Origin of the sequence: Chryseobacterium sp. T20, from assembly GCF_047345655.1 — a bacterium.
GTDB lineage: Bacteria > Bacteroidota > Bacteroidia > Flavobacteriales > Weeksellaceae > Chryseobacterium.
In genome coordinates this window covers 145,111-169,001 of record NZ_JBLFDU010000002.1, presented here as the reverse complement: position 1 = coordinate 169,001, position 23,891 = coordinate 145,111, and the positions used below count along the sequence as shown (strand labels likewise).

Here is a 23,891-nt window from a genome sequence, read left to right as displayed (position 1 = left end):
TAGTAATTAAAATAAATCATATCTTTGTATAACAAAATACATAGATATGATTATTAAAAAACTGATAACCCCACTTGTTCTGCTTTCATTTTTAAGCAATACAACCCATGCTCAGACACTATCAAAAGGATATGAAAAGAAGATTGACAGTATTATCCAGACTGAATTCGGGAATAAAAATGAGCCTGGCGGTGTTTTTCTCATTAGTCAGAACGGAAAAAATCTTTATCGGAAGGCATTTGGGAAAGCCAATCTTGAACTTAACGTTAATATGACACCGGATAATGTCTTTCAAATTGGTTCAATGACCAAACAGTTTACCGCCGTGGCTATTCTGCTGCTTGAGCAACAGGGAAAACTGAATGTCAATGATCCCGTTTCCCAATATATCAAAGATTATCCCAACGGAGATAAGATCACCATTCATCATCTTCTGACGCATACTTCAGGCATTAAAGATTTTACCAAAATGAAGTCTATCTCTTCCATTGCTCAAAAAGAAATGAAACCGGAAGAAATGGTGAATTTTTTCAAAAATGAACCTGTTGATTTCGCTCCCGGAGAAAAGTTTGATTATAACAATTCCGGCTATGTGGTATTGGGATATATCATTGAGCTTGTTTCCGGAACTTCTTATGAAGATTTTATTAAGAAAAATATCTTTGAGAAAGCAGGAATGAACCACTCTTATTATGCTTCTGACAGAAAAGTTATTCCTCAAAGAGCTTACGGATATCACAAAAAAGAACAGGGATTTGTGAATAAAACAGTCATCAGTTTCAGTGTTCCATTCTCTTCCGGATCACTGATGTCCACAGTAGATGATATGCTGAAATGGCAGCAGGCTTTGAATCAAAATTTAATATTGGATTTAAGAGAAACTCAAAAGGCTCTTCATAAATATAAACTGAATAATGGTGAAGAATTTACTTATGGCTACGGTTGGCATTTGAAAGACATCAATGGAATTCCTGACCGTGAGCATGGAGGAAGTGTCTTCGGATTTAAAAGTATGGGAGTTTACATTCCTGCAGAAGATGTTTATGTCATTGGGCTCAGCAACTGTGACTGCCACTCGCCTACTGAAGTGATCAAAAATATAGCAAAAGCAACTTTACATGAAATGAAAACCTCATCAAAATAACCTTAAAAACAAGATCTGTTCTATTTCTTAGTCTTCACCTCAGGAAGAACATGATCCGGAACTTTAAAAATACAGATCATTACAAAAATCAGACAGAAAATATTAATCAGCAAAGCAACAGAGAAGGCCTGGTGATAATGTTGTACATCAGGCTTTTCTCCAAGAAAATAGTAGAAAACACTTCCCACAGCAACAATTCCTACAATAGCAGCAATCTGCTGAAAGGTATTATAAACACCGGATGCATTTCCTATCAGCTTTTCAGACATGCCCGACATCGCTATATTAGCCAAGGAAGGAATGATAGAGCCAATTCCCAAGCCATGTAAAAACAACAGCAGACAAAAAGCAGGAAAACCTATCTGTGTCCTAAACAAAAAGAATTGGAGTATAAGGATAAGAATAATAAAGCCAAGTCCTGCCATCAGGGCTTTTTTTCCATATCTTAAAATCAGTTTTACTGAAAGAACGGAAGCCAGAATAAAACCCAATCCCTGAAAAACAATAATCTCACCTGCTTTTAATGGACTGATCTTTAAACCATCCTGAAAAAAAAGTGACAGAATATAAAAATAGGAATCCAGCATAATAAAAAAGAAGGAAACGGCAATGATTCCGAGATTGAAATTTTTATAACGGAATAACTCAAAATCAATCAGATACGCATTCTCCTTTTGGATTCTTTTCTTTTGATTTTTAATAAAAGTGAATAAAATTCCACCAGAAATAATCATTAATGAAACATTTTTGAAATCAAATCCTTCATGTTCAGAGAGGGTTAAAGCATAAGTAGCACAGAACAATCCTGCAGAAAGAATTAAAACTCCACTCCAATCAAAAGACTGTTTCACATCCATTTTGGATTCGTTTACTAATCTTAAACTAAGGAAAATGGCTGGTAAACATATGGGAATATTCATCAGAAAAATGAGCCTCCAGGATTCTTCTATAATCATCAGAGATGAAAAATAACCTCCGAGAAACTGCCCCAAAACAGTTCCTATTCCGATGGTAATTCCGTACCAGCCCATCGCTTGGGTACGTTCCTGATGATCAGGAAACAGAATCTGTATCATAGAAAGTACCTGAGGAGCCATTATAGCAGCACTTATTCCCTGCACAAATCTTGCCATAACCAACTGATATGCTCCTGCAGAAAATCCACATGCAACAGAACTTATCATAAAAGCTAATAACCCAATTACGTACATCTTTTTTCTTCCGTACAAATCACCCAATCGCCCTCCTGTAATGAGCAAAGAAGCAAAACCAATAAGATAAGCAGCAATCATAAACTGCATTTCCCCGTTAGATGCATGAAGATCACGCTGTATGGAAGGTATGGACACATTAATGATAAAAATATCCATAATCGTCAACAACTGACCCAACAATATCACTAATAATTTCAAATACTTACACTTCATTTTTATATAGATATATCTATTTTCTAAATACTAAAAAAATTAGGGTAATAAACCCTGTACCATTTTTTTTACCTGATCAAAAGAATCATTTTGTCTGTTGATAGTAGAGGTAACAACTGCTCCTTCTATTAAAAGGAAAATATTTTCTGGTATTAAATCGGGATCAGCTATTTGACCTTTTGCAGCACATTCATTGACAAGAGTCTTGATTAAATCTTTTTGCTTTTCTTTATGCTGTTTGGCAAAACCGGAAACAGAAGGATTGCCCTCTCCTATTTCGGAAACAATTTTAATGAAGTGACATCCTGCAAACTTTGAAGTCTGCTGCAGCTTTTTTCTGTAATCAATAAGCGCCAGAATCTTTTCTTTCGGGTTTGAAATTTTGGATGTACTGTTTTCAAATCCTTCGAACCAATCCAATTCTTCTTTGATAAGATAAGACTGAAGAAGATCATTTTTAGATGAAAAGTGATTGTACAAAGAACCAATCGCAATATCAGCCTCAGCAATAATCTGATTGATTCCCGTAGAATTATATCCTTGCTTATAAAACAAATCTGAAGCAACCCTGATAATTCTTTCGCGTACTTTTTCCTTTTTCATCGTGAAAATTTTTACAAATGTAAATAAAAAATAGAGAAGTCTATCTATTTTTAAATTAAGATAAAAAACTATATTTTAGATTCAGGAAATCATTCCCTCGTTTAAACTCTCAAATCATGAAACTGTTATCCTGTTTTTTGACCTTTTTATTGCTAATAGGTGTATCTTGCAGTCAGTCCCGGAAAATCAATCCTGTAAAAAATATGAAATCTACCAATCCTGTTGTCTACTTTGAAATTCCTGTGAATGATCTTGAACGTGCTGAAAAGTTTTATTCTGCAGTCTTCAACTTTAGTTTTGAAAAAGAAATTATAGACAGCTACGAAATGGCTTTATTTCCTTTTGAAGAAAAAAACATTGGTATTACGGGAGCTTTGGCTAAGGGTGATGTCTACAAACCTTCTAAAAATGGAGTCATTATCTATTTTAAAACAGAAAATATTGACAGAACATTGGAAAAAGCTGTTCAAAATGGAGGTTCGGTTCTTTATTCCAAAAGAATTGATGAAAAATACGGATTTGCCGTAGCAGAGTTGGAAGACTCGGAAGGAAACAGAATTGCCATTCATGAAACAGTAAAATAGCCATGCCATTCATTGCATATTATTTTTTTTTATAGATTTAGTGCATATTTTGTATATTTAAACAACCATTTGAAATCTAATTGGGTAAAGAACTATGGCGGAAGAACTTTATTTCATCAAGACCAATCCAACTGTTGCCAAAATTAATTTGTACAATAAGTTGAGCCGTGAAGAAGAAAATATTCTGAAATTTCTTCAGCCTGAAGCAAAAAATACCCTTGAAACGATTAAAGAAAAAATCAAGGATTCCGTTGAAGAACTTACACAGGAAGAACTTTTGCTTATTTTTCAATGGTTTCATAAAGTCTATTCTTCAGATCATGAGGAGACCAAAACACAGCTTTTCATCAACGGTATTGATCTTTTTTATGAAATCCCAACAAACGTTCATGCCGAAAATTTCCTTCAGATTCTTTCAGATTATGAAAAGCTTCTGAAACAGGATATGAATTATATTGTGGATTCCAAAAATTTCAATCAGTTTCTGATCTACGGAATATTTCTTACAGAGATGATCAACAGACAACAGCATCCGGATAATATCCTTTGTGAATATCTGAAACCGGATAACCAGTCTTTGTACCTCCTGGCAGAAGACCAATGTGGTTTGAAAGATTTTGATCCCAGCATCATTCCCGATCTTCAGCATTATTTTACCGATCTCTATGATCTGACCAGGTTTTACAAAGGTTCTATCATCAAGCTTGAGCAGGAATAAAAAAATTTACGTTCCATGTAACATCTTGCATTCAATAATTGTCTTTTATACATAACCGAAAGAAAACTGCTGCACAAAATGCAGCAGGAATAATTATTGAACCAGGATAAAAACTATAACACAGCCAGCAGTCACCTTTTACGATGTGGAACTGCTGGCTTTTTATTATTTTACCAGCGAACACCTGACAGCAAGAAAATAATACACCATTCCTCCTGCAAAATAAGCCAGCACATCAAAAAAATCTGCAGTAAAATGGTTAGAAAGTTTCGGACAGATCACGTCAAACAAAAAAGAGAGATACAGCACTGAGGTCAATACAAACTTCAAATCAGGTTTCCATTGATATCCCAGAATCCCATTCATGATATATTCTATCAGATAACAATACATGGGAATTGTAATACAATCTGTAAAATGGTCATTGATAATGGGAATAATAATTCCGTTTCTTCTCAGCAGAATAATAATTCCCCATATTGCCAGTCCCAGCATGAACCAAAAGGAAATTCTTTTTTTCATCACATATGCAAAACAGCCATTATTACTCCGAGAATGATCTGCAGTATTTTTGATATAACCTCCTGAGGATCTGTTTTATTTTCTTGATCAGTATTTTCAGCTGATTCATAATTGAATTTCTGTTTACCTTCCATTGTCATAAGATTTGATACTGCAAAGATATTAAATTAGAACAATTGTTCTAATTTTAAAAATATGATTTATATCCACTCTGATATTCTTATCTTTGGGTTATGAAGACCAAGGATAAAATTCTGTCTAAAGCACTGGAATTATTTAATGATAAAGGGTACAACAATATTACCACAAGGCATATTGCGGCTGAACTTCATATCAGTGCGGGAAACCTGCATTATCATTTCAAGCACTCTGAAGATATCATTACAATCCTTTTCTCAGAGCTTACCCTGGAAATGGATGAGCTGCTGAACCAGATGAAAAAAAAGGAAAATAAAAGCCTGGAAGATCTTTATCAATTTACCTATTCTACCTGTGAAATTTTTTATTCTTACCGTTTTATATTCATCAATTTTATAGATATTCTGAACCGGAATCCTGACATCAAAGCCAATTATGAAGGGATTAATTTCAGCAGAAAAGAGGAATTTCAAATGATCTTTTCAGATCTTCAGAAGAACGATATATTTCTGAAAGATGTACCTCATTTTATTATAGATGGTCTTGTTGAGCAAATTTTTATCATTGCCGACAACTGGCTTACCCATAACAGGCTTATTTTGAAACTCAATCCAAAAGAAGCCATTCAGCATTATACGCTGTTACAAATGAATCTTTTCTATCCGCTTCTCAATAAAGAACAGCAAAAACTTTATGAACAGCAATACATCAGATAATCATGCCATCATCCGAAAAGGAATTTACGATGATCTCCCGGAAATGCTGCAGCTGTTTACGGCAACAATAGATGAAGTGTGCAAAAAAGATTATGATCTTCAACAGCTCGAAGCCTGGAAATCCGGTGCCGAGAACGAAGAAAGGTGGAGGCAAGTGATCAGAGATCAATACGTTGTTGTAGCTGTCATAGAGAATAAAATAGCAGGTTTCTGTACGCTCGATCAGGGAAATTATATTGATCTGCTTTTTGTACACAAAGATTTTCAGCATAGAGGAATTGCAACCCTGCTTTACCATCAGATTGAAAAAGAAGCTTTGCTGAATCATGAGAAAAAACTTATGGCTGACGTCAGCAAAACAGCCAGACCTTTTTTTGAAAAAATGGGATTTCATGTGGTTCAGGAACAGACTGTTCTTGTAAAAGGAATTGTTATGACCAATTATAAAATGGTAAAAAACTTCATCATTTAATTTTCAGACCTATGGAATCACTCCCGGAATATTATGAATACAGAATTTCAGTTCCTAAGGAATTTGAAAACGTATTTACTCATTTTTACTTTGCTGAAAATACTTCTGAATCCTTGATTACCAAAACGCTTTTACCCACTTATCAGACGATTCTGTTATTTTGTTTTGGAGAAAATGCTACCATGTCTACCCGGGAAAAGACCATCATAAGTGTTGATAAATGTATGGTGTTCGGACCTGTAAGACAAGCCTTTGAATATACACTTCCTGCAGGATGTTCTATTCTCGTTGCTAATTTTAAAGATGATGCATTTTTCAGATTTTTTGGAAAAATATCCATTGAACAATTGGTAAGGCATCCGGATGAATTGCTGGAAGATAATTGTTTTACAGACCTTTGGCATCAGCTTACCCGATTAGATTCAGTCACAAAACAGGTAAATCATATTCTTGAATTCTGTAAACCTTATCTGCAGGATCGGGATATCACCAGCCAGCTTTTGAGCAATTTTGAGAACGATCTTTTAAATCCGGTGAAAGTCATTGCAGAGCAAATCCACCAGACGGAAAGAAACATCCAGCGAAAGCAGAAAGAACAGTTTGGCTATTCTTTAAAAGAACTCAACCGCTACAACCGTTTTTTAAAAGCAATACAACTCATCGAAAAAGAAACTGAAAAACAAAATCAGGTCAAATGGTTTACGGTGATCGATGAATGTGGTTACTATGATCAGAGCCAGCTCATCCATGATTTCAAGCATTTTATCAACATCTCACCGGCTCAGTATTTAAAATTCCAGCAGGAAATCTGCAATCCAAAATCGAAATAGTCCGTTTCGTTTTCTTACAATTTTTGAAAAGCAGGTCACACTACATTTGTCTCATTAATCTTAACAATCAAAACAATGAGACATTTAATCATTTACGCGCATCCTAATGAAAACAGCTTAAATCATCATCTTTTAAATACTGTTGTTGAAACCCTTCAATCCCGTAACGAAGAAATTATTGTGAGAGATCTTTATAAAATCGGTTTCGATCCTATTCTTTCTTTGAATGATATGCAGGGACAGCGTATGGGAACAATATCAGATGATGTAAAAACCGAACAGGATCATATTTCGTGGGCAGAGCAGATTACTTTTATCTACCCTATCTGGTGGACAGGACTTCCTGCTATGATGAAGGGATATATAGACCGTGTTTTCAGTTATGGCTTTGCTTACCGATATGACCAGGGCATACAGAAAGGGCTTCTGAAAGGTAAAAAGACCATTATTATCAATACCCATGGAAAATCTCATGAAGAATATGAAAAAATGGGAATGGATAAAGCACTTACACTGACTTCTGACAATGGTATTTTCATCTACTCCGGGCTTGAAATTATCAGGCATTTATTTTTTGATAAAGCAGATAAAGCTTCTCCTGAAGATCTGGAAATCTGGAAAGATCAGATTAAAAATTTATACACTGAACATGTATTCAATTATTAATTTTATTCCATGAAAACATATACTGAAAAACAGAGAATCATCCCTATTTTACAGACTTCTTATCGAGTGACAAAGAAAATAATAAAATACAGTTTTTACATCTTTATCCTGTATTTTATTTTTAAGGGATTTATGGCATGAAATTAGCTTCAAACACCGCAAGTAAAATTGTTTTGAACCATTATTTTAAGCCATTAAGATTGATGGATGGTTAAGTTTTTCTTTTAAAACAAATCTTGTTATAACCCTACAATGCGTCTTAATGGTTTAAATATTGGATCTTCAGGAAATTCCTGTATATTTACCCTACAATGAAACATCTGAACAGTATATTACGTCTTCCATTCTTCAGTGAATATTATACACCGGGCTATCGTTCGGGAAGACTTTCTATATCTGTAATCCAATAAAATAATCTAACGTATATATAGAGCCCGGACAGTACCTGTCCGGGCTTTTTTCATTTTAAAACTATTCAACATGATTCATCCATTACAAGAAAATGTGGCTATCATCCTGCCTGAAAACGGTTTGGAAGAAAAACTGGCCCAAGCCGAAAAGGAAAACAGAAAACTTTCCATCAAACTTGGGTTTGATCCCACCGCTCCGGATCTTCATCTGGGACATGCAGTGGTCTTAAAAAAACTAAAACAGTTTCAGAATCTGGGCCATCAGATCATTATTGTTGTAGGAAGCTTTACAGCAAGGATTGGCGATCCCACCGGAAAAAATAAAGCCAGAAAACCATTGAGTGCTGAGGATGTTCAGCATAATGCCCAAACTTATATCAACCAGCTTTCCAAAGTAATTGATGTAGAGAAGACGAAGATTGTTTTCAATTCTGACTGGCTGGATTCCCTTGATTTTTCTGAGGTCATCCAGCTGCTTTCAAAGGTGACCGTGGCTCAATTGATGCACCGAAATGATTTCAATAAAAGATTCACAGAAAATACGCCTATTGCCATGCATGAATTGGTATATCCGATTCTTCAGGGTTTTGATTCTGTAAAAATAGCATGTGATATTGAAATGGGTGGTACAGACCAACTCTTCAACTGTACCATGGGAAGACAGCTTCAGGAAGTACATCAAATGCCGGCTCAGATTGTGATGTGCATGCCATTGCTGAGAGGGCTTGACGGAAAGGAAAAAATGAGCAAATCTCTAAACAATATTATCGGATTGACGGACGAACCCAATGAAATGTTTGGGAAAACCATGTCTATTCCAGATGCTTTGATTGAAGAATTTATTAACCTGACTACAGATTTTTCTATGGAAGAAAAAACAGCTCTTTTTTCCAGAATACAACAAGGGGAAAATCCAATGGATATTAAGAAGCTGATTGCCAAGAATATTATCAGTCAATACCACGATCCTGCTTCAGCGGAAAATGCGGAACAGTTTTTTATCAACCAGTTTCAGAATAAAAATTTTGAAGAGAAAGCGTATGAGCCTGTGGCTATCGGTTCATTGAAAAGTATGGAGAACAGAATTTCCCTCGTTGAACTGTGTCATCAGCTTAAAAATGATCTCAGCAAATCGGCCATCCGGAGATTAATTGAGAATGGAGGCGTTCAGATCAATACCCTCAAAATAACGGACTCAAATGAAGAAATGGAACTAATCCCTCAAACGAAAATAAAAATTGGGAGAAGGGGCTTTTTTGAGTTAGTATAAAGATGGAGGATGGGAGCTGGAGGATGGAAGTTTTGTCAGACGATGAACTTATTAAGTTTTTTGATTGAGATATTTTTGAAAAGAGCTTTTAAATTAAAAGACAAAAGAGCTCTTTACAAACAAAAATAACTTCCAGCTTCCCTCCTCCATCTTCCATCTCTCAGCTTATTTCAATATCTTCGTTCCGCTAAAAACTATTTCCAATGAGCTACATTATGGTTGACATAGAGTCGGACGGCCCGATTCCCGGTGATTTTTCAATGATCTGCTTCGGAGCAGTACTCGTGAATGAGGAACTGGATACTACTTTTTATGGAAATTAAAGCCTGTTTCTGAGAAGTTCAATCCTGATGCTTTAGCAGTTTCCGGTTTCAGCAGGGAAGAAACAATGAATTTTGATGATCCTGAAGCTGTAATGCTTGCTTTTGAAGAATGGATTACAACCCATTCCAAAGGCAGACCTATATTCATCAGTGATAATAATGGTTTCGACTGGATGTTTATCTGCTGGTATTTTCATCATTTTATCGGAAGGAATCCTTTTGGCTTTTCTTCCCGAAGACTTTCTGATCTGTACTGCGGACTGGAAAAAGATACTTTTGCCCAATGGAAGCATCTCCGCAAGACGGAACACACGCACAATCCGGTAGATGATGCCAGAGGAAATGCAGAAGTTTTGCTGTACATGAAAGAAGAAATGGGACTGAAAATTGCATTAAAGTAAAAACTCTAATTTTTGAATATGAATCCTGACCTGCATTATAAACAAGCTGATGAAAATGATATCGATTTTCTTCTCAATCTCAGAATGAAAACCATGAATCCCCATTATGAAACTTCGGGACTTTCTACTGACAGAGAAACAACCCTGCAAAGAGTTCTGTATCAGTTTGAAAAAGCCCATATTATTTTTTTAAACAATCAACCCATCGGGCTGTTAAAAGTAAACAGAACGTTTACGAATATTGAGGTGCTACAACTTCAGATTGATCCAAGTCAACAGGGCAAAGGGCTTGGAAAAAAGATTTTGTCTGATATTTTAGAAGAAGCTTCATTAGCTGGAAAAACGGTTTCATTAACTGTTTTAAAAACGAATAAAGCACAACATCTTTATCAAAGTCTTGGATTCAGAATTGTAGATGAGGATCAGTATTCTTATTTTATGGAAACGGAAAGGCAATAGATGCTTTTTTTAAGTTTTGGCTAAAGCCGTTGAATGTTTCCTTTGATTTAAACACAAATCTCACAAATAAATGAGCACAAATGATCACAATTATTTGCGAGATCTGAGAATATGAGATTGCTTCACTACGTTCGCAATGACGCGTTACTGATTCGCCATGGTAACGTAGATTAATCTTCCGCCTTCTTCTGAGGAAAGCAGTATTTTTTTACCATCGGTGAGCTCTACCATAGAACCTGGTGGAATTTCTTTTTGTTCTGTGACATCCTTCATACCGGATAATCCTTGGTTCACCAATACCCATTTTCCCTGATGGAATGTAAAATATCCCACTGGCATTTTATCCTGCATCGTCAGATTTTCATTTCTTATCACTTTTCGTGAAACGTGCCATTTGAACAGATACTGATTATGATACACCATTAATCTATGGTTTTCCGGCTTCCATACCTCATCATCAAATCTGAAATACAGATCTAATACCGGAAGTGTTCCCTGATGAGGTGTTCCGCAAAACGGGCATTTTGGATTGCTGGTATTATCAAAAACATACCATTTTTCAGTACAATTGGAATTCTGGCAAGGTTGTATCAGATCTACGGTTTTCAACAAGGCAGTTTCCCATTCGTTAGCGGTGGGACGTCTGATAGGATCATGTAATCCGTCAATGAATGTCTTTCTGAACAATTCTGAAATATACGGCCCTGTAACGGTATACGGAATCTTTTGAGGGTCTCCCCAGAATGCATCCCATTTTCTGAGATGATCGGACTTCACATGATTGGAATTATTTTCCGGATGTTCTACAAACATGGCTTTTTCTCCCATGGATAAAATTTCGTCCTGTTCGGAATCCAGATCCCAGATTTTTCCTCCACGCAGCGGATGCCTTCTCAACAGATACATATAAATCAGAACGGCAAGAGCATGCAGATCTGTTTTTTGATTGGGTAAATGCCTATTCGGATCCTGAAGTTTCAAATGTTGTGTTTTCAACACTTCGGGCGCAATGAAGTCAGCAGTTCCTATCACTTCCGGTGGAAAGAGTTTGGGAACCACAAGACCGTCAATATCGATGATACAGGCAGATTTTGTAACAGGGTCTACCAGAATATTGTTATAAGACAAATCGGAATGTGCCAAGCCCATCTGATGCAGCTTTTTAACGCCTCTGCTGATATTGACAGCAATCTGGAAATAGCTCAGCCAATCTCCCAATTCTGACTGATCCAGTCTTAAAGGATACTGCTGATTCCTGAACATGGGAGCGGTAAACCATTTTCCCACTTTATCCTGTCCCTGGATGTTATCTGAACCAATATAGCCTTTGGCAAAATAAAATTTATGGTGATAAACAGGAACTACAATTCCTGTGAGTTTATTTCTTTCAACAATATCATAAGGCCATCTGAATATTTCGTTCAGAAAATATTCAGAAGTATTGCCATTCTGTATACTTTGCAGATAGGTAGAAACAATTCTCATGATTCTTTCTTTCTGTCCTTCATCCAGTGGATTTCGGTAGAAAGCGACTACATAGTCTTTATCGGGTGAAAAATAAACATCTTTCACTCCACCCCTGATAGGGTTTTCATCTACATATTCATAGGATTTGGCTGCATCCAGAACAGAAACAACTTTAATGGTCTTTTTCATGGTATTAATAGATTATGGCCAATGTACGATCATCATGATTTCCTCTGCTCCAGAAATCGCTCCAGATTAAAAGTTCTTCATCAATTTTTTCATCATTGATAAAATCGGCTTTCGTCCGGTCATCATTATTTCCGGCAAGGTCTTCAAAAAGTGCTTTCCAGCTTTCTGTATCTTCCAGTTTATTTTCTGTGGTAAACTTAGGATCATAAATACCATCTGTCATTAGCACGAGATAGGAAAAATCTTCTACACAGGTGATCTGAAAACGGGAAGCCATTGTATCGTTAAAAATTTCTTTCATCGTGATAAATCGTGTACCACCGCCAAACTCTCCCACATCCATCCGGTTTAACAATTTTACTTCAGAAAAATCAGTGTTAATCAAATTGATCGGGCAGTCTCCCACTCCAAAGCTCAGAATAATATATCCGAAACTGAACTTTTTAAGCAAAGTAAAAATAAGTGTGGCGTGCAGATCATTGATAGAAAGGGCATTTTCTGCCGCTGTTTTTTCTAATGTGTGATAAACATGTGAAACACTTTCCGATAAGATATTGATGATACTCTGTTTCGCTTCAAGCTGCTCCTGATCAGAAGGCTGAATGGTGTACAGAGTGTTGATCTTATTTTCAATGTGTTTTAAAATTTCCTGTGAGTTGAAAAACTGATTAACCTCTGTGGTTGCCAGTCTTGAGCCTTCTCTGGCAGCTGAGGCCGAACCCGCTCCATCCGAAACAGAAATAATATTCCAGCCATCGGGAAGCGTATTTACTGCGAAATCGTCTTCACGAAATTTACCTTCATGGGCGTGAGAACGTCCTCTTTTGGAAGCGACAACAATTTTTTTGTCTGAAAAAGAACCTTTGAATGAATCTTCTTCCGATTTATAAAAAGCAGCGTTTGTATCGCTTGGAATATTCTTCCATAAGTCTTTGGGATCTGCATTGACAAAGAGCTGTATTTTCTTTGTCTCCATCTGATTCTGATCGTGAATGTGATAAAACTGAACATCCAGATGATACATATTATTCATTACCGGAATTCCTGAAATTGTATCATTTTCAAAACTAAGTCCTGTTTCTTCCAGGTTTCCGATTTTCTGAATCCTGATGTTGGGAAACTCTTCCATCTCGAGACTGAACTCATAGAACTGTTTGGCACTGGCATTTTTCAACACCCAATGAACGTCTTTGAATTCTTCCTTTTCTTTAAAAACAAGAGCCTGTTCCATACTTTTTGGTTTGGATTCATCCGCTGACTTTCTGAAAAATTTCCCCATCATTAGCCCAGCGTTCTGTTAATATCAAATCCTCCCCCGGAAAATCCATAATAATCGGAAGTTCCACACCAAGGACATTTGCTGTATCCTTCTCCTCTCAGGCAGTGAATTCCTCCGCACGAACAGGTAGCTAATGCAATCGGGTTAGCACAGTGAGGACATGAAGTTCCTCCATCCAGTTCTTCTATATTAATTTTAAGGTGCGTTTTCTGATTGGAGGAAAGTCTGTAATAGGCCTTTTCGTCAATTTTATAAGCTCCGTCCAATCTGTAATATCTTGTAGCCATTCCCGGTATGCTTGATTCGGCAAATGCTTTTTTAAATTTCATCAGATAAAGCTTTTCCGTTTCCTGACATTTCCCGTTTAACACAACAAAGTTATTATCCGGAAATCTCTGTTCCATTTCTGGATCTACTTTCTCCAGAATAAGGGAATCAATTTTGGATAGATTAATGCCTTCTTTTTTTGCTTCTGTGACGCTCTGGCTGGTTGTTTTAATAGAATCCGTTACCCATTTGAAAAACTCTTTATAAGAATTCTCGTCAGAATTATTGAACAGTAAAACATGGTCTGCCAGAGATCCGAGAAGTTTATAATTGGTATTTTCTCCAATAGAAACAGCAATCGTATTGGATTTTCCGTTGTATTTGGTATTCCATCTTTCAATGGCTTTGGTGGCATCATCAGTGGGAACTCCGTCTGTAAAAAGGAAGACAATAGGTTTCCAGTCGCCTTTTCTTTCATACGTTGTTTTCACAATATCCTTGTCGATACAGTCCATTACTTTGATTAATCCCTGGGAAAGTGATGTTCCGCTTCCGATTGGGATTTTTGGCGGATAAAAACTGATAATATCCTGCATCGGAGTAATCACTTCTGCTTCTCCTGCAAAACCTATCACAGAAATGTAAACCGTTTCCAGTGAATACGGGTCTTTTTTTAAATCCCTGATGATATTGGCGATACCTTCCTGTACCTGCTCAATAGGCTCTCCTACCATAGATTCGGAGATATCTACTAAAAAATAAATAGGCAGTCTTCTCATGGTGTAAAGACAATTTTTTAAATAATAATATTAAGCTCCGATGGTGGCGGAGGTAATGTGATATTTTCTCCCGTATTCTGTGATTGTCCTCCCTGAGTAATGGAAGAACTCACCCATTTGAAAAAGGAAGAAAGCGTAATTGCATCTGTAGTATCCAGCTTTACCACATGATCGGTCAGTTCTTTCAAAAACTGCTCATCTGCTTTCGGTCCTGCTGCACATCCTACGATAGCCCCAAATTCAAGTCCTCTGATCACAGGAATCATCTGCCTGTATTTCTGAATATCCGACGGTTTTCCATCTGTAAATATAAACAGTAACGGCTGCCAGTCTCCTTTTGCATCGGCCGATTCTTTTACAATCTCCCTCTGAACCAGTTCAGAAACCATTTCCAAAGCAGCTCCTGTATGCGTAGGCCCACTATCCGGACAAGTAATCTCCATTGGATAAAAGCTTGCCAGATCTGTTAAGGGTATAATATTCTTAACCTCTCTATCAAAGGTAATGACACTTAAATGCAGGCTGTCCATCGCCTGCGGATCTGCCCGAAGCATACTGATAAGGCCATTGAAACCATTGTTCAGAGCCTGAATAGGTTCTCCGTTCATAGACCCCGAAGTATCTAATAAAAAATAAGCTAATAATCTCCTGCTCATTATAGACAAGTATTAATTCTGAAGCCGGCGGAGGGAGTCGGAGACTTCCTAGCCGGCTTTTATGTGAGTTGAAAAAAATTGAAAATCTAGTTGGAATAAGCGTATTGCTGTCTCAGAATATCGATAAAGTTATCTGTATTGTGCGGCTCTCCTACAGCGCGGAATTTCCAGTCGCCATTGTGGCGGTATGCTTCTGCAAAAACCATTGCACACTTACCATTCATACTTGAATCACCGGAAAGGCTGTATTTTGTAATTTCTTTTCCTGAAGCATCTACCGCACGGATAAATGCATTTTCGATCATTCCGAAGTGCTGATTATTGGTTCTTCCCTGATAAATCGTAACAATGAACACAATCTTCTGATAGCTCTGATCCAGCTGATCCAATCTTACAATGATCTGCTCATCATCACCATCACCTGCTCCCGTTCTGTTGTCTCCCGTAAGCCATACATTTCCACTTGGATGCTGCATAGAATTGAAGAAAACCACATCTCCCTGGTAAAGCCCCATCTGTCTTCCGTCATTGGTCTGTACCGTTCTTCCAAGATTAGCTACTTTTCCGTTGCCATCTAAAAGAAATGCGACAGCATCAAGGTCATATTCTGCTTCCTTGCTGAACAGTTTACCGAAGAACCCACTGCTTTGTTTTCTTACATCCCATCCTAAACCGATGGTTACTTTTGAAAGATCATAAACGCTTTCTCCGCGGTCATTCTTTCTTAAATCTATTGTTTGTCCTTTCTGTAAATTAATTGCCATAGTTATAGTTTTTGTGTATTTGAGGATTTATTTGATGATTTGTCCTTTGTAGTATTTTTCAAGGAAGAAGCCTAAATCCGCTCTGTATCCTATTCCTGAAGCTTCAAATTTCCAGCTTCCGTTTCTTTTGTACAGTCTTCCGAATTCTACTCCTGTTTCGATGGAGAAATCTTCATCCAGTTCATATTTTGCAATTTCCTGGTTGGAATGATTATCTACTACCCGGATATAAGAGTTTCTTACCTGTCCGAAATTCTGTCTTCTTCTTTCAAAGTCTTCAATGGTTACCACAAAAAGAATCTCTTCCACTCTTGAATCTACTTTATCAAGATCTATAATAATAGCTTCATCATCGTCACCATCACTGTTTTTACCACTCGGATCATCTCCTGTATGGGTAAGCGCTCCATCCGGAGAATTCAGGTTATTGTAAAAAACGAAGTATTCTTCGCTTACTAATTTTCTGTCAGAATCAATCATGATTGCAGAAGCATCCAGGTCAAAGTCGTAGCCGGTTCCTTCATTCGGATCCCAGCCTAATCCAATCGTCATTTTAGTCAATCCTATCTCGATCTTTTGCCCTTTCTGTAGATTAATTGCCATAGTGTTTTATATTATGATTATTTTTTGCATTAAGATAGAAGTGATTTGCGAATTGACCAAATTTATTGATGAAAAAATGTTCCATACTGCTTAATTTTAAACTCTTTAAGTCACAAAATAGCCATAAAAAAAGGTCCAATTAAAAAATTGAACCTTGTATAGTATAAATGTATATTGAATTAATTCTCAAATTCTTTATCTGAAACAGCATTGTTTCTTGCTTTTGCGAGCATAGGAATAGAAATTAACCCCATCACCAGCATAATCACAATCTGCAGCGGTAAAGAAATAAAGGAATAGGTAAGCCCCATTTCACCTCCGAAATCGGCACTTTTTCCTACTGAAATGAATAGCGCCATAAAACCATACTTCATCGCAAGGTTATACGCTCCGATTCCTCCACTGGCAGGGATGATCATTCCCAGTGTTCCTACTACAATAATGAAAAATCCGTCTGCAAAGGTAAATGCTGAGGTTTCAGGAAGTGCAAAACATACCAGGTAAGCGGCTAAATAATAGCAAATCCAGATTCCTAATGTATACAGGATGAATTTTCCTTTTTCTTTTAATTTAAAAATGGAAGTGATCCCTTGAAAAATACCATCAATAAAGTTGACTACTTTTCCTAAAAACGGAACCTCTGCCAGTTTCTTTCTAAATACAAAAAATAAGACTGTCCCTACAACCAGAATGGAAAGGATTAATATTATTTTAGCAGGGTTGATATTGACTCCAGAATTTTTATAGAATGACAGAATTGCATCATATTTGAACAATAATGTCAGTCCTAAAAATCCCATCATACAAATAAGATCCACCACTCTTTCCAAAATAATAGTCCCAAAAGATTTATCTACAGGTACTTTCTCAACTCCATATAAAGCAGTAGCTCTTGCCACTTCACCACTTCTCGGAATGGTAAGATTCATCAGATATCCGAATGATATCGACCAAAGGGCATTGGAATTTGAAATTCTGTGTCCCATCGGTTCCAGCATAAGATTCCAGCGGATCGCCCTGAACCAGTAAGCCAGAAGACCAAATACGGAAGCAAACAATACCCAGATATAATTAGCTTTTGCCAGTGACTTCTGAATGACTTTAAAATCCAGTCCCCTTAAGGCGAGCCATAAAAAAAAGCCTGCAAAAGCAAGCGATATTACTATTGTTAGTATGGATTTTACCGGACTTTTTGATGTTTTCTCCATGTACTACGTAAGAAGGTTTGTTTTTTCATCCGGGAAAACGATCTTCGGCTGGAAGTCTTTTGCTTCCTCCGGAGTCATCTGAGCATACGCAATGATAATGATGATATCATCTTTCTGTACTTTTCTTGCTGCAGGACCATTCAGACATACTTCCCCTGATTTTCTTTTCCCTTTGATCACGTAGGTATCAAAACGTTCTCCGTTGTTCACATTGACGATATAGACCCTTTCTCCCACTACCAGACCGGCAGCTTCTATAAGATCTTCATCGATCGTTATACTCCCTATATAATTAAGGTCAGAGGCAGTTACTCTCACCCTATGAATCTTAGACTTGAAAACTTCTATTAACATGCTGCAAATTTATTAATAAAAATTAATAAAACAGGTCTTTATTATCATTTTAAAACTCCCACAAACACAGGGGTTTAATTTCACAAAACATAAGAAATTTAAAAATTACTTAGAGATTTAACAATCATATGGTCAAAAAAATTAATTGTTTATATACAATTTAGGATTTAATAAATACGAAAAATAATATTAACTTTTTGCTAAAGTCAATACACATAAGCATTTGGCATGATTTTAGTAACCTGTAACGTAGATTTTCTGTGAAAAGTGGAATTATCATATTTTAACTGATTTCAGTGAAAAGCAAAAAAATTTTACAAGTTTTAATAAAAAAATTGCACAATTAGAAAATAGTACTATATTTGCTATAATTACGAACTAACTTTAATATTAAAAATTATGAACAAGTCTGAATTAATCGACGCAATCGCAAAAGATGCAGGTATCACTAAAGTTGCAGCAAAAGCTGCTTTAGAATCTTTCATTGGTAACGTTACAACTACTTTAAAGAAAAAAGACGGAAAAGTTTCTTTAGTAGGTTTCGGTACTTTCTCAGTAGCTGAGAGAGCGGCTAGACAAGGTATTAACCCTGCAACTAAAAAACCAATCAAAATTGCTGCTAAAAAAGTTGCTAAATTCAAAGCTGGAGCTGATTTATCAAATGCAGTTTCAGGTGCTAAGAAAAAATAATCATTCAGATTACAAAAATTCAGGGCTGTTTCTAAGAAACAGCCTTTTTTTATTTCCAATGGTGATAGAAAATTAAACCATTAAGAGATTTTAAGGGTGAAGAATTATTAAGTTTTGGCTAAAGCCTATATATCATTATGCATCATAAAATAAGCGGGCTAAAGCCCGCTTCTATTGAATTAAAGAGTTTATATTTTCAAATGGTTTGTCTCATATTAAAACCACCACTTCTAACTTCTAACTTTCCCATTAAGGAGCCAGTCTTGAAATTTTCCAGTCAAGGTCTTCAAGCTGATAAATAATCCTGTCATGAAGACGGTTGGGTCTTCCCTGCCAGAACTCAATTTCATAAGGTCTCGCCAGATATCCGCCCCAATTGGCAGGTCTTGGTACTTCCGTATTTTCATACTCTTTTTCCAGCTCTTTTAATTTTTCTTCCAAAAACTCTTTGTTGGGGATCACCTGGCTTTGCGGAGAAACTACAGCTCCCAGCTGACTTCCTTTGGGTCTTGAATGAAAATAGCCATCACTAAGGTTCTCTGCTACCTTTTCAAGATCTGCTTTGATAATGATCTGCCTTTCAAGATTAGGCCAGAAAAAATGCAGACAAGCTTTATGATTGCTTTCTATTGCTTTTCCTTTTCTGCTGTTATAATTGGTATAAAAAATAAATCCTTCATGGGTATATGCTTTAAGAAGCACCATTCTTGTCCTTGGACACCCATCTTCTTCTACGGTAGAAACCGCCATAGCATTAGCTTCTGAGATCATCGGACTCTCATTTGCTTCCAAAAACCAGTCTCTAAACTGCTCAATTGGATTTTGTTTTATCTCACTTTCAATAAGTTGGGATTTCTCGTACACTTTTCTTTTGTCGTGCAGGTTTTCCATAAATATTTTTTATTAAATTTGAGTATGAATCACTCATACAAAGGTAAAATATTAATCTCGACACCTGACATTTCCGGCGATATTTTTTCAAGATCGGTAGTATTGGTTATTGAACATAATGAAAGTGGTGCATTTGGTTTGATATTGAATAAAAAGAACAGCCAGATGAGTAGCAAGTTCAAAGATTTTTTTGACTTTAAAATTGAGGTATATGATGGAGGGCCTGTAGAAAACGATAAGGTATTCTTCATTGTAAAAGGCAAAAGAGTTACAGAGATCTATACAGACATCACTGATGAATACTACCTTACAGAAGACATTGAGCGCATCATTAATGGGGTTTTAAGCAGTGAACTGGATATTAACCATATCAAAATCTTTTCAGGATATTCCGGATGGTCTCCTAACCAGCTGGATACCGAAGTTCAAAGGAAAATGTGGACGGTAGTGGATGTTTATAATCTTGATTATACGCTTCCAAACGATCAGACACTCTGGAAGTCTATCATGCAGAATCTTGGAGGAGAATTTCTTCTCTGGGCTAACTCTCCTGAAGATATTTCACTAAACTAAAAGTATATTTTTCGTATCACTCTGATAATTAACAAACTTTAAGATTCTTTTAACCAATTTTAAAGAAAGTTTTTCCGTTCTTTGGAAAACTAAAATCACTGATATGAAAGGTATTACATTACTTGCTTTATCAATATTTTCTACAGCTTTTTTATCATTTACTCCTATCAATAAAAAATACATTGTCATCGATGCCGGACATGGCGGAAATGATTTTGGGGCAACTTATGGTGAAATTCTGGAAAAAAATATTGCATTAAGCGTTGCTAAGGAAATCCGGAAAATCAATGAAAGCCAGGATCAATATGAAGTTATTTTAACAAGGGATTCAGACAGCTATCCTACTCTTGCCGAAAGAACAGATCTGATCAACAAACTGAACCCTGAAATGGTTATTTCCCTTCACGTGAACAGTTCTCCTGAAAAAGAAAGATCCGACAACGGATTTGAAGTTTACGTTCAGAATTCTGATGTTTCAAAGGAATTAGCCGGAAAAATCTATAAGAAATTCAATGCCCGTAAAATATCGGAGAGCAATCTTCATATGCTAAGAGAAACCAAAGCACCTGCTGTATTGGTAGAACTTGGCTTCATTAATAATTCTGGCAACAGGAATTATATTACCAGTGAAAAAGGGCAAAAAGAAATCGCACAAAAATTTGTTGAGATTATCAACGAATACTAAATAAAAAAAAACAATTTCTGATTTACTCAGAATAAAACCCGGTAAAGGACTTCTGGAACTTTGTTGTTTACCGGGTTTGTCAACTTTTATGCATTAAAACTTTTCTTCCAGCTTTCTACCAATTCGGAGAAACGGGAAGTTTCAAAAGTCTTGTTTCTTATCTTACCTACAGAAAACATACCTTTCTCGTCAGAAATCATTAAAATTTCTTCAGCTTTCTGGGATTCAAATGCGATAATCTCGTGTTCCTGGATATCAGCAAGATTATTTTTATGTAAAAAAGTAACAAAGTTTTCCATCAAAGGAGAAATGTAAGCTCCTTCTGTCTGTTTGGGTACTTTGATCACGTCGCCTTCTAAAAAGAGAAGATTTCCGGCAGTGGTACGCGCTATTCTTTTGTTTGGATTCAGAAGAATCACGTCATCAAGGTCATTTTCCTGGGCATAGATCACTCCATAAATATTTTCCGGACAGTGAACCCTGATATTGCTCAAAAGGTTGTTATTAACGTTAATTTCTTTAATCAAATCCAATTCCAAAGGTCTTTGATGAACTGCAAGCACATCCGCCATTTCCGTTACTTCATAAAAATAGGAAACGGAAGATTTTGCCAATGTCACGCCATCATTATTTCTGAACACCTGGAAATTGATAATTCCGTTCTTTACTCCTTTACCTTCAATGATTTCTTTTTGAAAAAGGGTCTGGAAAAACTCCAGGGTGTAAGTCAAAGGAATATTCAGTCTCATCTTTCTCATGGAAGCCATCAGGAAAAAATAGCATTCTTCGTCCATGATCAATCCACCATTTCTTACAAAGAAAGATACTTTTACTGAGTCTCCCCAAAGAAAAGCTCTGTTCTTTACATTTAACTCGTCTGATGTAAAATATTGATTTTCCAATTTTTGATGTGATTTATTTACAAAAAAATAATGAACGATAAATCGTTCATCAGTTTTATCATTTCATATAGCCCGGTATTATGCCGCACCTAGTTTTATTCTCAGGTTTTCGATAAGATTTTCCCAATACATTGCATTTTCCTCTTCATCACCTTCTTCACAGAAATCTGTAATATTTAAAGCAAGATCTTCTGTAATATCATCAATTGTGATCGTCATTTCAAAGAAATTTTTTGTTCCTTCATCTTCTTCCCATCTGAAACGCACGAAACCTTCAGGCTTATATCTGATCAAAGTGGCCTTCTCAGCAGGTCCTCCACCCCAGCTAAAAAAGAAATCATCGCCTTTCTCTGTTACCTCATCCGCAAACCATTCAGACAATCCCTCTGCAGTCGCCAGATATTCATATAAAATCTCTGATAAACAGTGCATTGGAAATTCGTAATGGACTTTATGTTTCGCCATATAATCTTTGTTTTATCGTCCCGCAATATATAAATTAATTTTTTTATTACGCAAAAAAACAATTACTTTTTTATAGAATCTGTATGATATTTATCACTGGATTTAAATCTCTGTGGTGTCAGGTTTTAAAGCTAAAAATTACCATGCAAAACATAAAAAAATCTCTCATTTACAGAGAGATTTTATCTTTAATTTTCATTTAATATATCAAGAATAATCTGACATCCTTCCCTGATTTCGTCCAGAGATAATGTAAGCGGCGGAGAGATTCTCAGGTATTCATTTCTGTACAATTGCCAGAAAACAATCAGCCCTCTTTCCATACATTTTTTAGCTACTTCCAGCGTGTATTCAGGAGTTCCTAAGTTCACGGCAAGCATCAAACCTTTACCATTGATATTTTTGATTTTAGGATGAACCAAAAGTTCTCTGAATAACTTCTCTTTTTCCTCAACTTCATTCATCAAGCCGCTTTCCAGCACTTCTTTTAATGTGGCATAACTTGCTGCTGCAATTAATGGATTTCCTCCAAAAGTAGTAATATGTCCAAGTTTTGGTGAGTGAGAAAGAGTTTCCATAATTTCTCTGGAACTCATAAAAGCTCCTACAGGTACTCCACCACCCATTCCTTTACCCATCACAAGAATATCAGGAACAATTCCAAAGTGTTCAAAAGAGAACAATTTTCCTGTTCTTCCAAATCCCGGCTGTATTTCGTCCAAAATCAAAAGCGCTCCTACTTCTTCACATCTTCTTTTTAATTTGATCAGATAATCGTTATTTGGAACCAGAAAGCCTGCTGCTCCCTGAATGGTTTCAAGGATAACACAAGCCGTCTTCTCTGTGATTTTACCGAAGTCTTCTTCATTGTTAAATTCAATAAAAGAAACCATCGGTAATAAAGGACGGAATTCTCTCTTGTGAGTTTCATTTCCGGAAACACTCAAAGCCCCATGAGTATTTCCATGGTAAGAATTTTTAAAGGAAACTATTTCTTCTCTTCCTGTATATCTTTTAGCCAGCTTTAAGCTTCCATCAATAGCTTCGGCACCGCTATTCACAAGGTAAGTTACTTCCAGTGGATCCGGAGTTGCTTCTGCAAGCAGTCTGCATAATGCGATAGGTTTTTCCTGTGCATATTCTCCGTAAACCATTACGTGAAGATATTTATCGGTCTGCTCTTTAATGGCATCCACTATTTTAGGATGTGAGTGCCCCAAAGTGTTGGCAGAAACTCCTGCTACAAAGTCAAGATATCTTTTCCCGTCTGTTCCATAAATGTAGCTCCCTACTGCTTTTTCAACTTCAAAGCCAGCAGCAAATTTGGTGGTTTGAGCCTGATATATAAAAAAATCTTTATGCATTTCCATTGTCTCCAAAAATTTCAGCAAAGCTATAAAAGATTCATTAAACGTTAAAATTAATCCACAAAAAAA

The 23,891-nt window shown here is 36.3% G+C and carries 28 protein-coding genes; 13 read left to right on the top strand and 15 right to left on the bottom strand.

Annotation, left to right across the window (positions count from 1 at the left end; all coding sequences use genetic code 11):
* Positions 1 to 46 precede the first annotated feature (46 nt).
* The gene (locus ACMA47_RS06100) at positions 47 to 1,144 is read left to right on the top strand and encodes a serine hydrolase domain-containing protein (protein WP_413929086.1); all 1,098 of its coding nucleotides are present in this window, start codon (positions 47 to 49) and stop codon (positions 1,142 to 1,144) included.
* A gap of 20 nt (positions 1,145 to 1,164) precedes the next feature.
* On the opposite strand, the gene ACMA47_RS06095 is transcribed toward ACMA47_RS06100, so the two are convergent.
* The gene (locus tag ACMA47_RS06095; RefSeq protein ID WP_413929085.1) at positions 1,165 to 2,556 is read right to left on the bottom strand and encodes an MFS transporter; all 1,392 of its coding nucleotides are present in this window, start codon (positions 2,554 to 2,556) and stop codon (positions 1,165 to 1,167) included.
* 54 nt (positions 2,557 to 2,610) lie between these two features.
* Complete coding sequence (locus ACMA47_RS06090) at positions 2,611 to 3,174, bottom strand: TetR/AcrR family transcriptional regulator (protein ID WP_413929084.1); 564 nt, start codon at positions 3,172 to 3,174, stop codon at positions 2,611 to 2,613.
* A 203-nt stretch (positions 3,175 to 3,377) separates the two neighbouring features.
* On the opposite strand from ACMA47_RS06090, the gene ACMA47_RS06085 reads away from it, so the two are divergent.
* A complete protein-coding gene (locus ACMA47_RS06085; protein ID WP_413929083.1) occupies positions 3,378 to 3,758 on the top strand; it encodes a VOC family protein in 381 nt (126 codons plus the stop codon).
* A 94-nt stretch (positions 3,759 to 3,852) separates the two neighbouring features.
* Entirely contained in the window at positions 3,853 to 4,476 is a 624-nt protein-coding gene (locus ACMA47_RS06080; protein ID WP_413929082.1) for a hypothetical protein, read from the top strand.
* Between the two features lie 165 nt (positions 4,477 to 4,641).
* Here ACMA47_RS06080 and ACMA47_RS06075 read toward each other — a convergent pair whose 3' ends face one another.
* Positions 4,642 to 4,998, bottom strand: coding sequence for a hypothetical protein (locus tag ACMA47_RS06075; RefSeq protein WP_413929081.1), 357 nt, complete (start codon positions 4,996 to 4,998; stop codon positions 4,642 to 4,644).
* A gap of 233 nt (positions 4,999 to 5,231) precedes the next feature.
* Between ACMA47_RS06075 and ACMA47_RS06070 the strand changes: the two genes are divergently transcribed.
* From ACMA47_RS06070 to ACMA47_RS06040, 7 genes are all read left to right on the top strand, one after another.
* Positions 5,232 to 5,852 carry a TetR/AcrR family transcriptional regulator gene (locus tag ACMA47_RS06070; protein WP_413929080.1) on the top strand — a complete coding sequence of 207 codons (621 nt, stop codon included), beginning with the start codon at positions 5,232 to 5,234 and terminating at the stop codon, positions 5,850 to 5,852.
* On the top strand, positions 5,830 to 6,324 hold the full coding sequence (locus tag ACMA47_RS06065) for a GNAT family N-acetyltransferase (RefSeq protein ID WP_413929079.1): 495 nt from the start codon (positions 5,830 to 5,832) through the stop codon (positions 6,322 to 6,324). The genes ACMA47_RS06070 and ACMA47_RS06065 overlap by 23 nt, the downstream gene beginning before the upstream one ends.
* An 11-nt stretch (positions 6,325 to 6,335) precedes the next feature.
* Positions 6,336 to 7,154 (top strand): helix-turn-helix domain-containing protein, encoded by an 819-nt coding sequence (locus tag ACMA47_RS06060; protein ID WP_413929078.1) that lies wholly within the window; start codon positions 6,336 to 6,338, stop codon positions 7,152 to 7,154.
* Between the two features lie 75 nt (positions 7,155 to 7,229).
* On the top strand, positions 7,230 to 7,820 hold the full coding sequence (locus tag ACMA47_RS06055) for an NAD(P)H-dependent oxidoreductase (RefSeq protein ID WP_413929077.1): 591 nt from the start codon (positions 7,230 to 7,232) through the stop codon (positions 7,818 to 7,820).
* A gap of 480 nt (positions 7,821 to 8,300) precedes the next feature.
* On the top strand, positions 8,301 to 9,500 hold the full coding sequence (gene tyrS, locus ACMA47_RS06050) for a tyrosine--tRNA ligase (RefSeq protein WP_413929076.1): 1,200 nt from the start codon (positions 8,301 to 8,303) through the stop codon (positions 9,498 to 9,500).
* A 388-nt stretch (positions 9,501 to 9,888) separates the two neighbouring features.
* Positions 9,889 to 10,224 carry a hypothetical protein gene (locus ACMA47_RS06045; RefSeq protein WP_413929075.1) on the top strand — a complete coding sequence of 112 codons (336 nt, stop codon included), beginning with the start codon at positions 9,889 to 9,891 and terminating at the stop codon, positions 10,222 to 10,224.
* An 18-nt stretch (positions 10,225 to 10,242) separates the two neighbouring features.
* A complete protein-coding gene (locus tag ACMA47_RS06040) occupies positions 10,243 to 10,683 on the top strand; it encodes a GNAT family N-acetyltransferase (RefSeq protein ID WP_413929074.1) in 441 nt (146 codons plus the stop codon).
* Between the two features lie 144 nt (positions 10,684 to 10,827).
* Here the strand turns inward: ACMA47_RS06040 and ACMA47_RS06035 are convergent, their stop codons facing one another.
* From ACMA47_RS06035 to panD, 8 genes are all read right to left on the bottom strand, one after another.
* Positions 10,828 to 12,339, bottom strand: a complete 1,512-nt coding sequence (locus ACMA47_RS06035) for a helix-hairpin-helix domain-containing protein (protein ID WP_413929073.1) — start codon at positions 12,337 to 12,339, stop codon at positions 10,828 to 10,830.
* 4 nt (positions 12,340 to 12,343) lie between these two features.
* Positions 12,344 to 13,621, bottom strand: a complete 1,278-nt coding sequence (locus ACMA47_RS06030; protein ID WP_413929072.1) for a PP2C family serine/threonine-protein phosphatase — start codon at positions 13,619 to 13,621, stop codon at positions 12,344 to 12,346.
* Entirely contained in the window at positions 13,621 to 14,664 is a 1,044-nt protein-coding gene (locus tag ACMA47_RS06025; RefSeq protein ID WP_413929071.1) for a TerY-C metal binding domain-containing protein, read from the bottom strand. Before ACMA47_RS06025 ends, ACMA47_RS06030 begins: the two co-directional genes overlap by 1 nt.
* A gap of 17 nt (positions 14,665 to 14,681) precedes the next feature.
* Entirely contained in the window at positions 14,682 to 15,320 is a 639-nt protein-coding gene (locus ACMA47_RS06020; protein ID WP_306595040.1) for a vWA domain-containing protein, read from the bottom strand.
* 86 nt (positions 15,321 to 15,406) lie between these two features.
* The gene (locus ACMA47_RS06015) at positions 15,407 to 16,084 is read right to left on the bottom strand and encodes a TerD family protein (protein ID WP_034698935.1); all 678 of its coding nucleotides are present in this window, start codon (positions 16,082 to 16,084) and stop codon (positions 15,407 to 15,409) included.
* 27 nt (positions 16,085 to 16,111) lie between these two features.
* A complete protein-coding gene (locus ACMA47_RS06010; protein WP_034698933.1) occupies positions 16,112 to 16,687 on the bottom strand; it encodes a TerD family protein in 576 nt (191 codons plus the stop codon).
* Positions 16,688 to 16,866: 179 nt separating this feature from the next.
* Positions 16,867 to 17,895 carry a lysylphosphatidylglycerol synthase transmembrane domain-containing protein gene (locus tag ACMA47_RS06005; protein WP_413929069.1) on the bottom strand — a complete coding sequence of 343 codons (1,029 nt, stop codon included), beginning with the start codon at positions 17,893 to 17,895 and terminating at the stop codon, positions 16,867 to 16,869.
* Positions 17,896 to 17,898: 3 nt separating this feature from the next.
* On the bottom strand, positions 17,899 to 18,249 hold the full coding sequence (panD, locus tag ACMA47_RS06000; RefSeq protein ID WP_002976902.1) for an aspartate 1-decarboxylase: 351 nt from the start codon (positions 18,247 to 18,249) through the stop codon (positions 17,899 to 17,901).
* 399 nt (positions 18,250 to 18,648) lie between these two features.
* Between panD and ACMA47_RS05995 the strand changes: the two genes are divergently transcribed.
* Complete coding sequence (locus ACMA47_RS05995) at positions 18,649 to 18,939, top strand: HU family DNA-binding protein (RefSeq protein ID WP_002976900.1); 291 nt, start codon at positions 18,649 to 18,651, stop codon at positions 18,937 to 18,939.
* Between the two features lie 249 nt (positions 18,940 to 19,188).
* Here ACMA47_RS05995 and pdxH read toward each other — a convergent pair whose 3' ends face one another.
* The gene (pdxH, locus tag ACMA47_RS05990) at positions 19,189 to 19,830 is read right to left on the bottom strand and encodes a pyridoxamine 5'-phosphate oxidase (protein ID WP_034696874.1); all 642 of its coding nucleotides are present in this window, start codon (positions 19,828 to 19,830) and stop codon (positions 19,189 to 19,191) included.
* Between the two features lie 24 nt (positions 19,831 to 19,854).
* On the opposite strand from pdxH, the gene ACMA47_RS05985 reads away from it, so the two are divergent.
* The gene (locus tag ACMA47_RS05985) at positions 19,855 to 20,403 is read left to right on the top strand and encodes a YqgE/AlgH family protein (RefSeq protein WP_034696873.1); all 549 of its coding nucleotides are present in this window, start codon (positions 19,855 to 19,857) and stop codon (positions 20,401 to 20,403) included.
* A 103-nt stretch (positions 20,404 to 20,506) separates the two neighbouring features.
* Positions 20,507 to 21,088, top strand: coding sequence for an N-acetylmuramoyl-L-alanine amidase family protein (locus ACMA47_RS05980; protein ID WP_413929068.1), 582 nt, complete (start codon positions 20,507 to 20,509; stop codon positions 21,086 to 21,088).
* 86 nt (positions 21,089 to 21,174) lie between these two features.
* Here the strand turns inward: ACMA47_RS05980 and ACMA47_RS05975 are convergent, their stop codons facing one another.
* The 3 genes from ACMA47_RS05975 to ACMA47_RS05965 form a co-directional block, all read right to left on the bottom strand.
* Complete coding sequence (locus ACMA47_RS05975; protein WP_413929067.1) at positions 21,175 to 21,990, bottom strand: aminotransferase class IV; 816 nt, start codon at positions 21,988 to 21,990, stop codon at positions 21,175 to 21,177.
* A gap of 78 nt (positions 21,991 to 22,068) precedes the next feature.
* Entirely contained in the window at positions 22,069 to 22,455 is a 387-nt protein-coding gene (locus ACMA47_RS05970) for an START-like domain-containing protein (RefSeq protein WP_034696870.1), read from the bottom strand.
* 188 nt (positions 22,456 to 22,643) lie between these two features.
* Positions 22,644 to 23,819 carry an aspartate aminotransferase family protein gene (locus tag ACMA47_RS05965; RefSeq protein ID WP_413929455.1) on the bottom strand — a complete coding sequence of 392 codons (1,176 nt, stop codon included), beginning with the start codon at positions 23,817 to 23,819 and terminating at the stop codon, positions 22,644 to 22,646.
* Positions 23,820 to 23,891 lie beyond the last annotated feature (72 nt).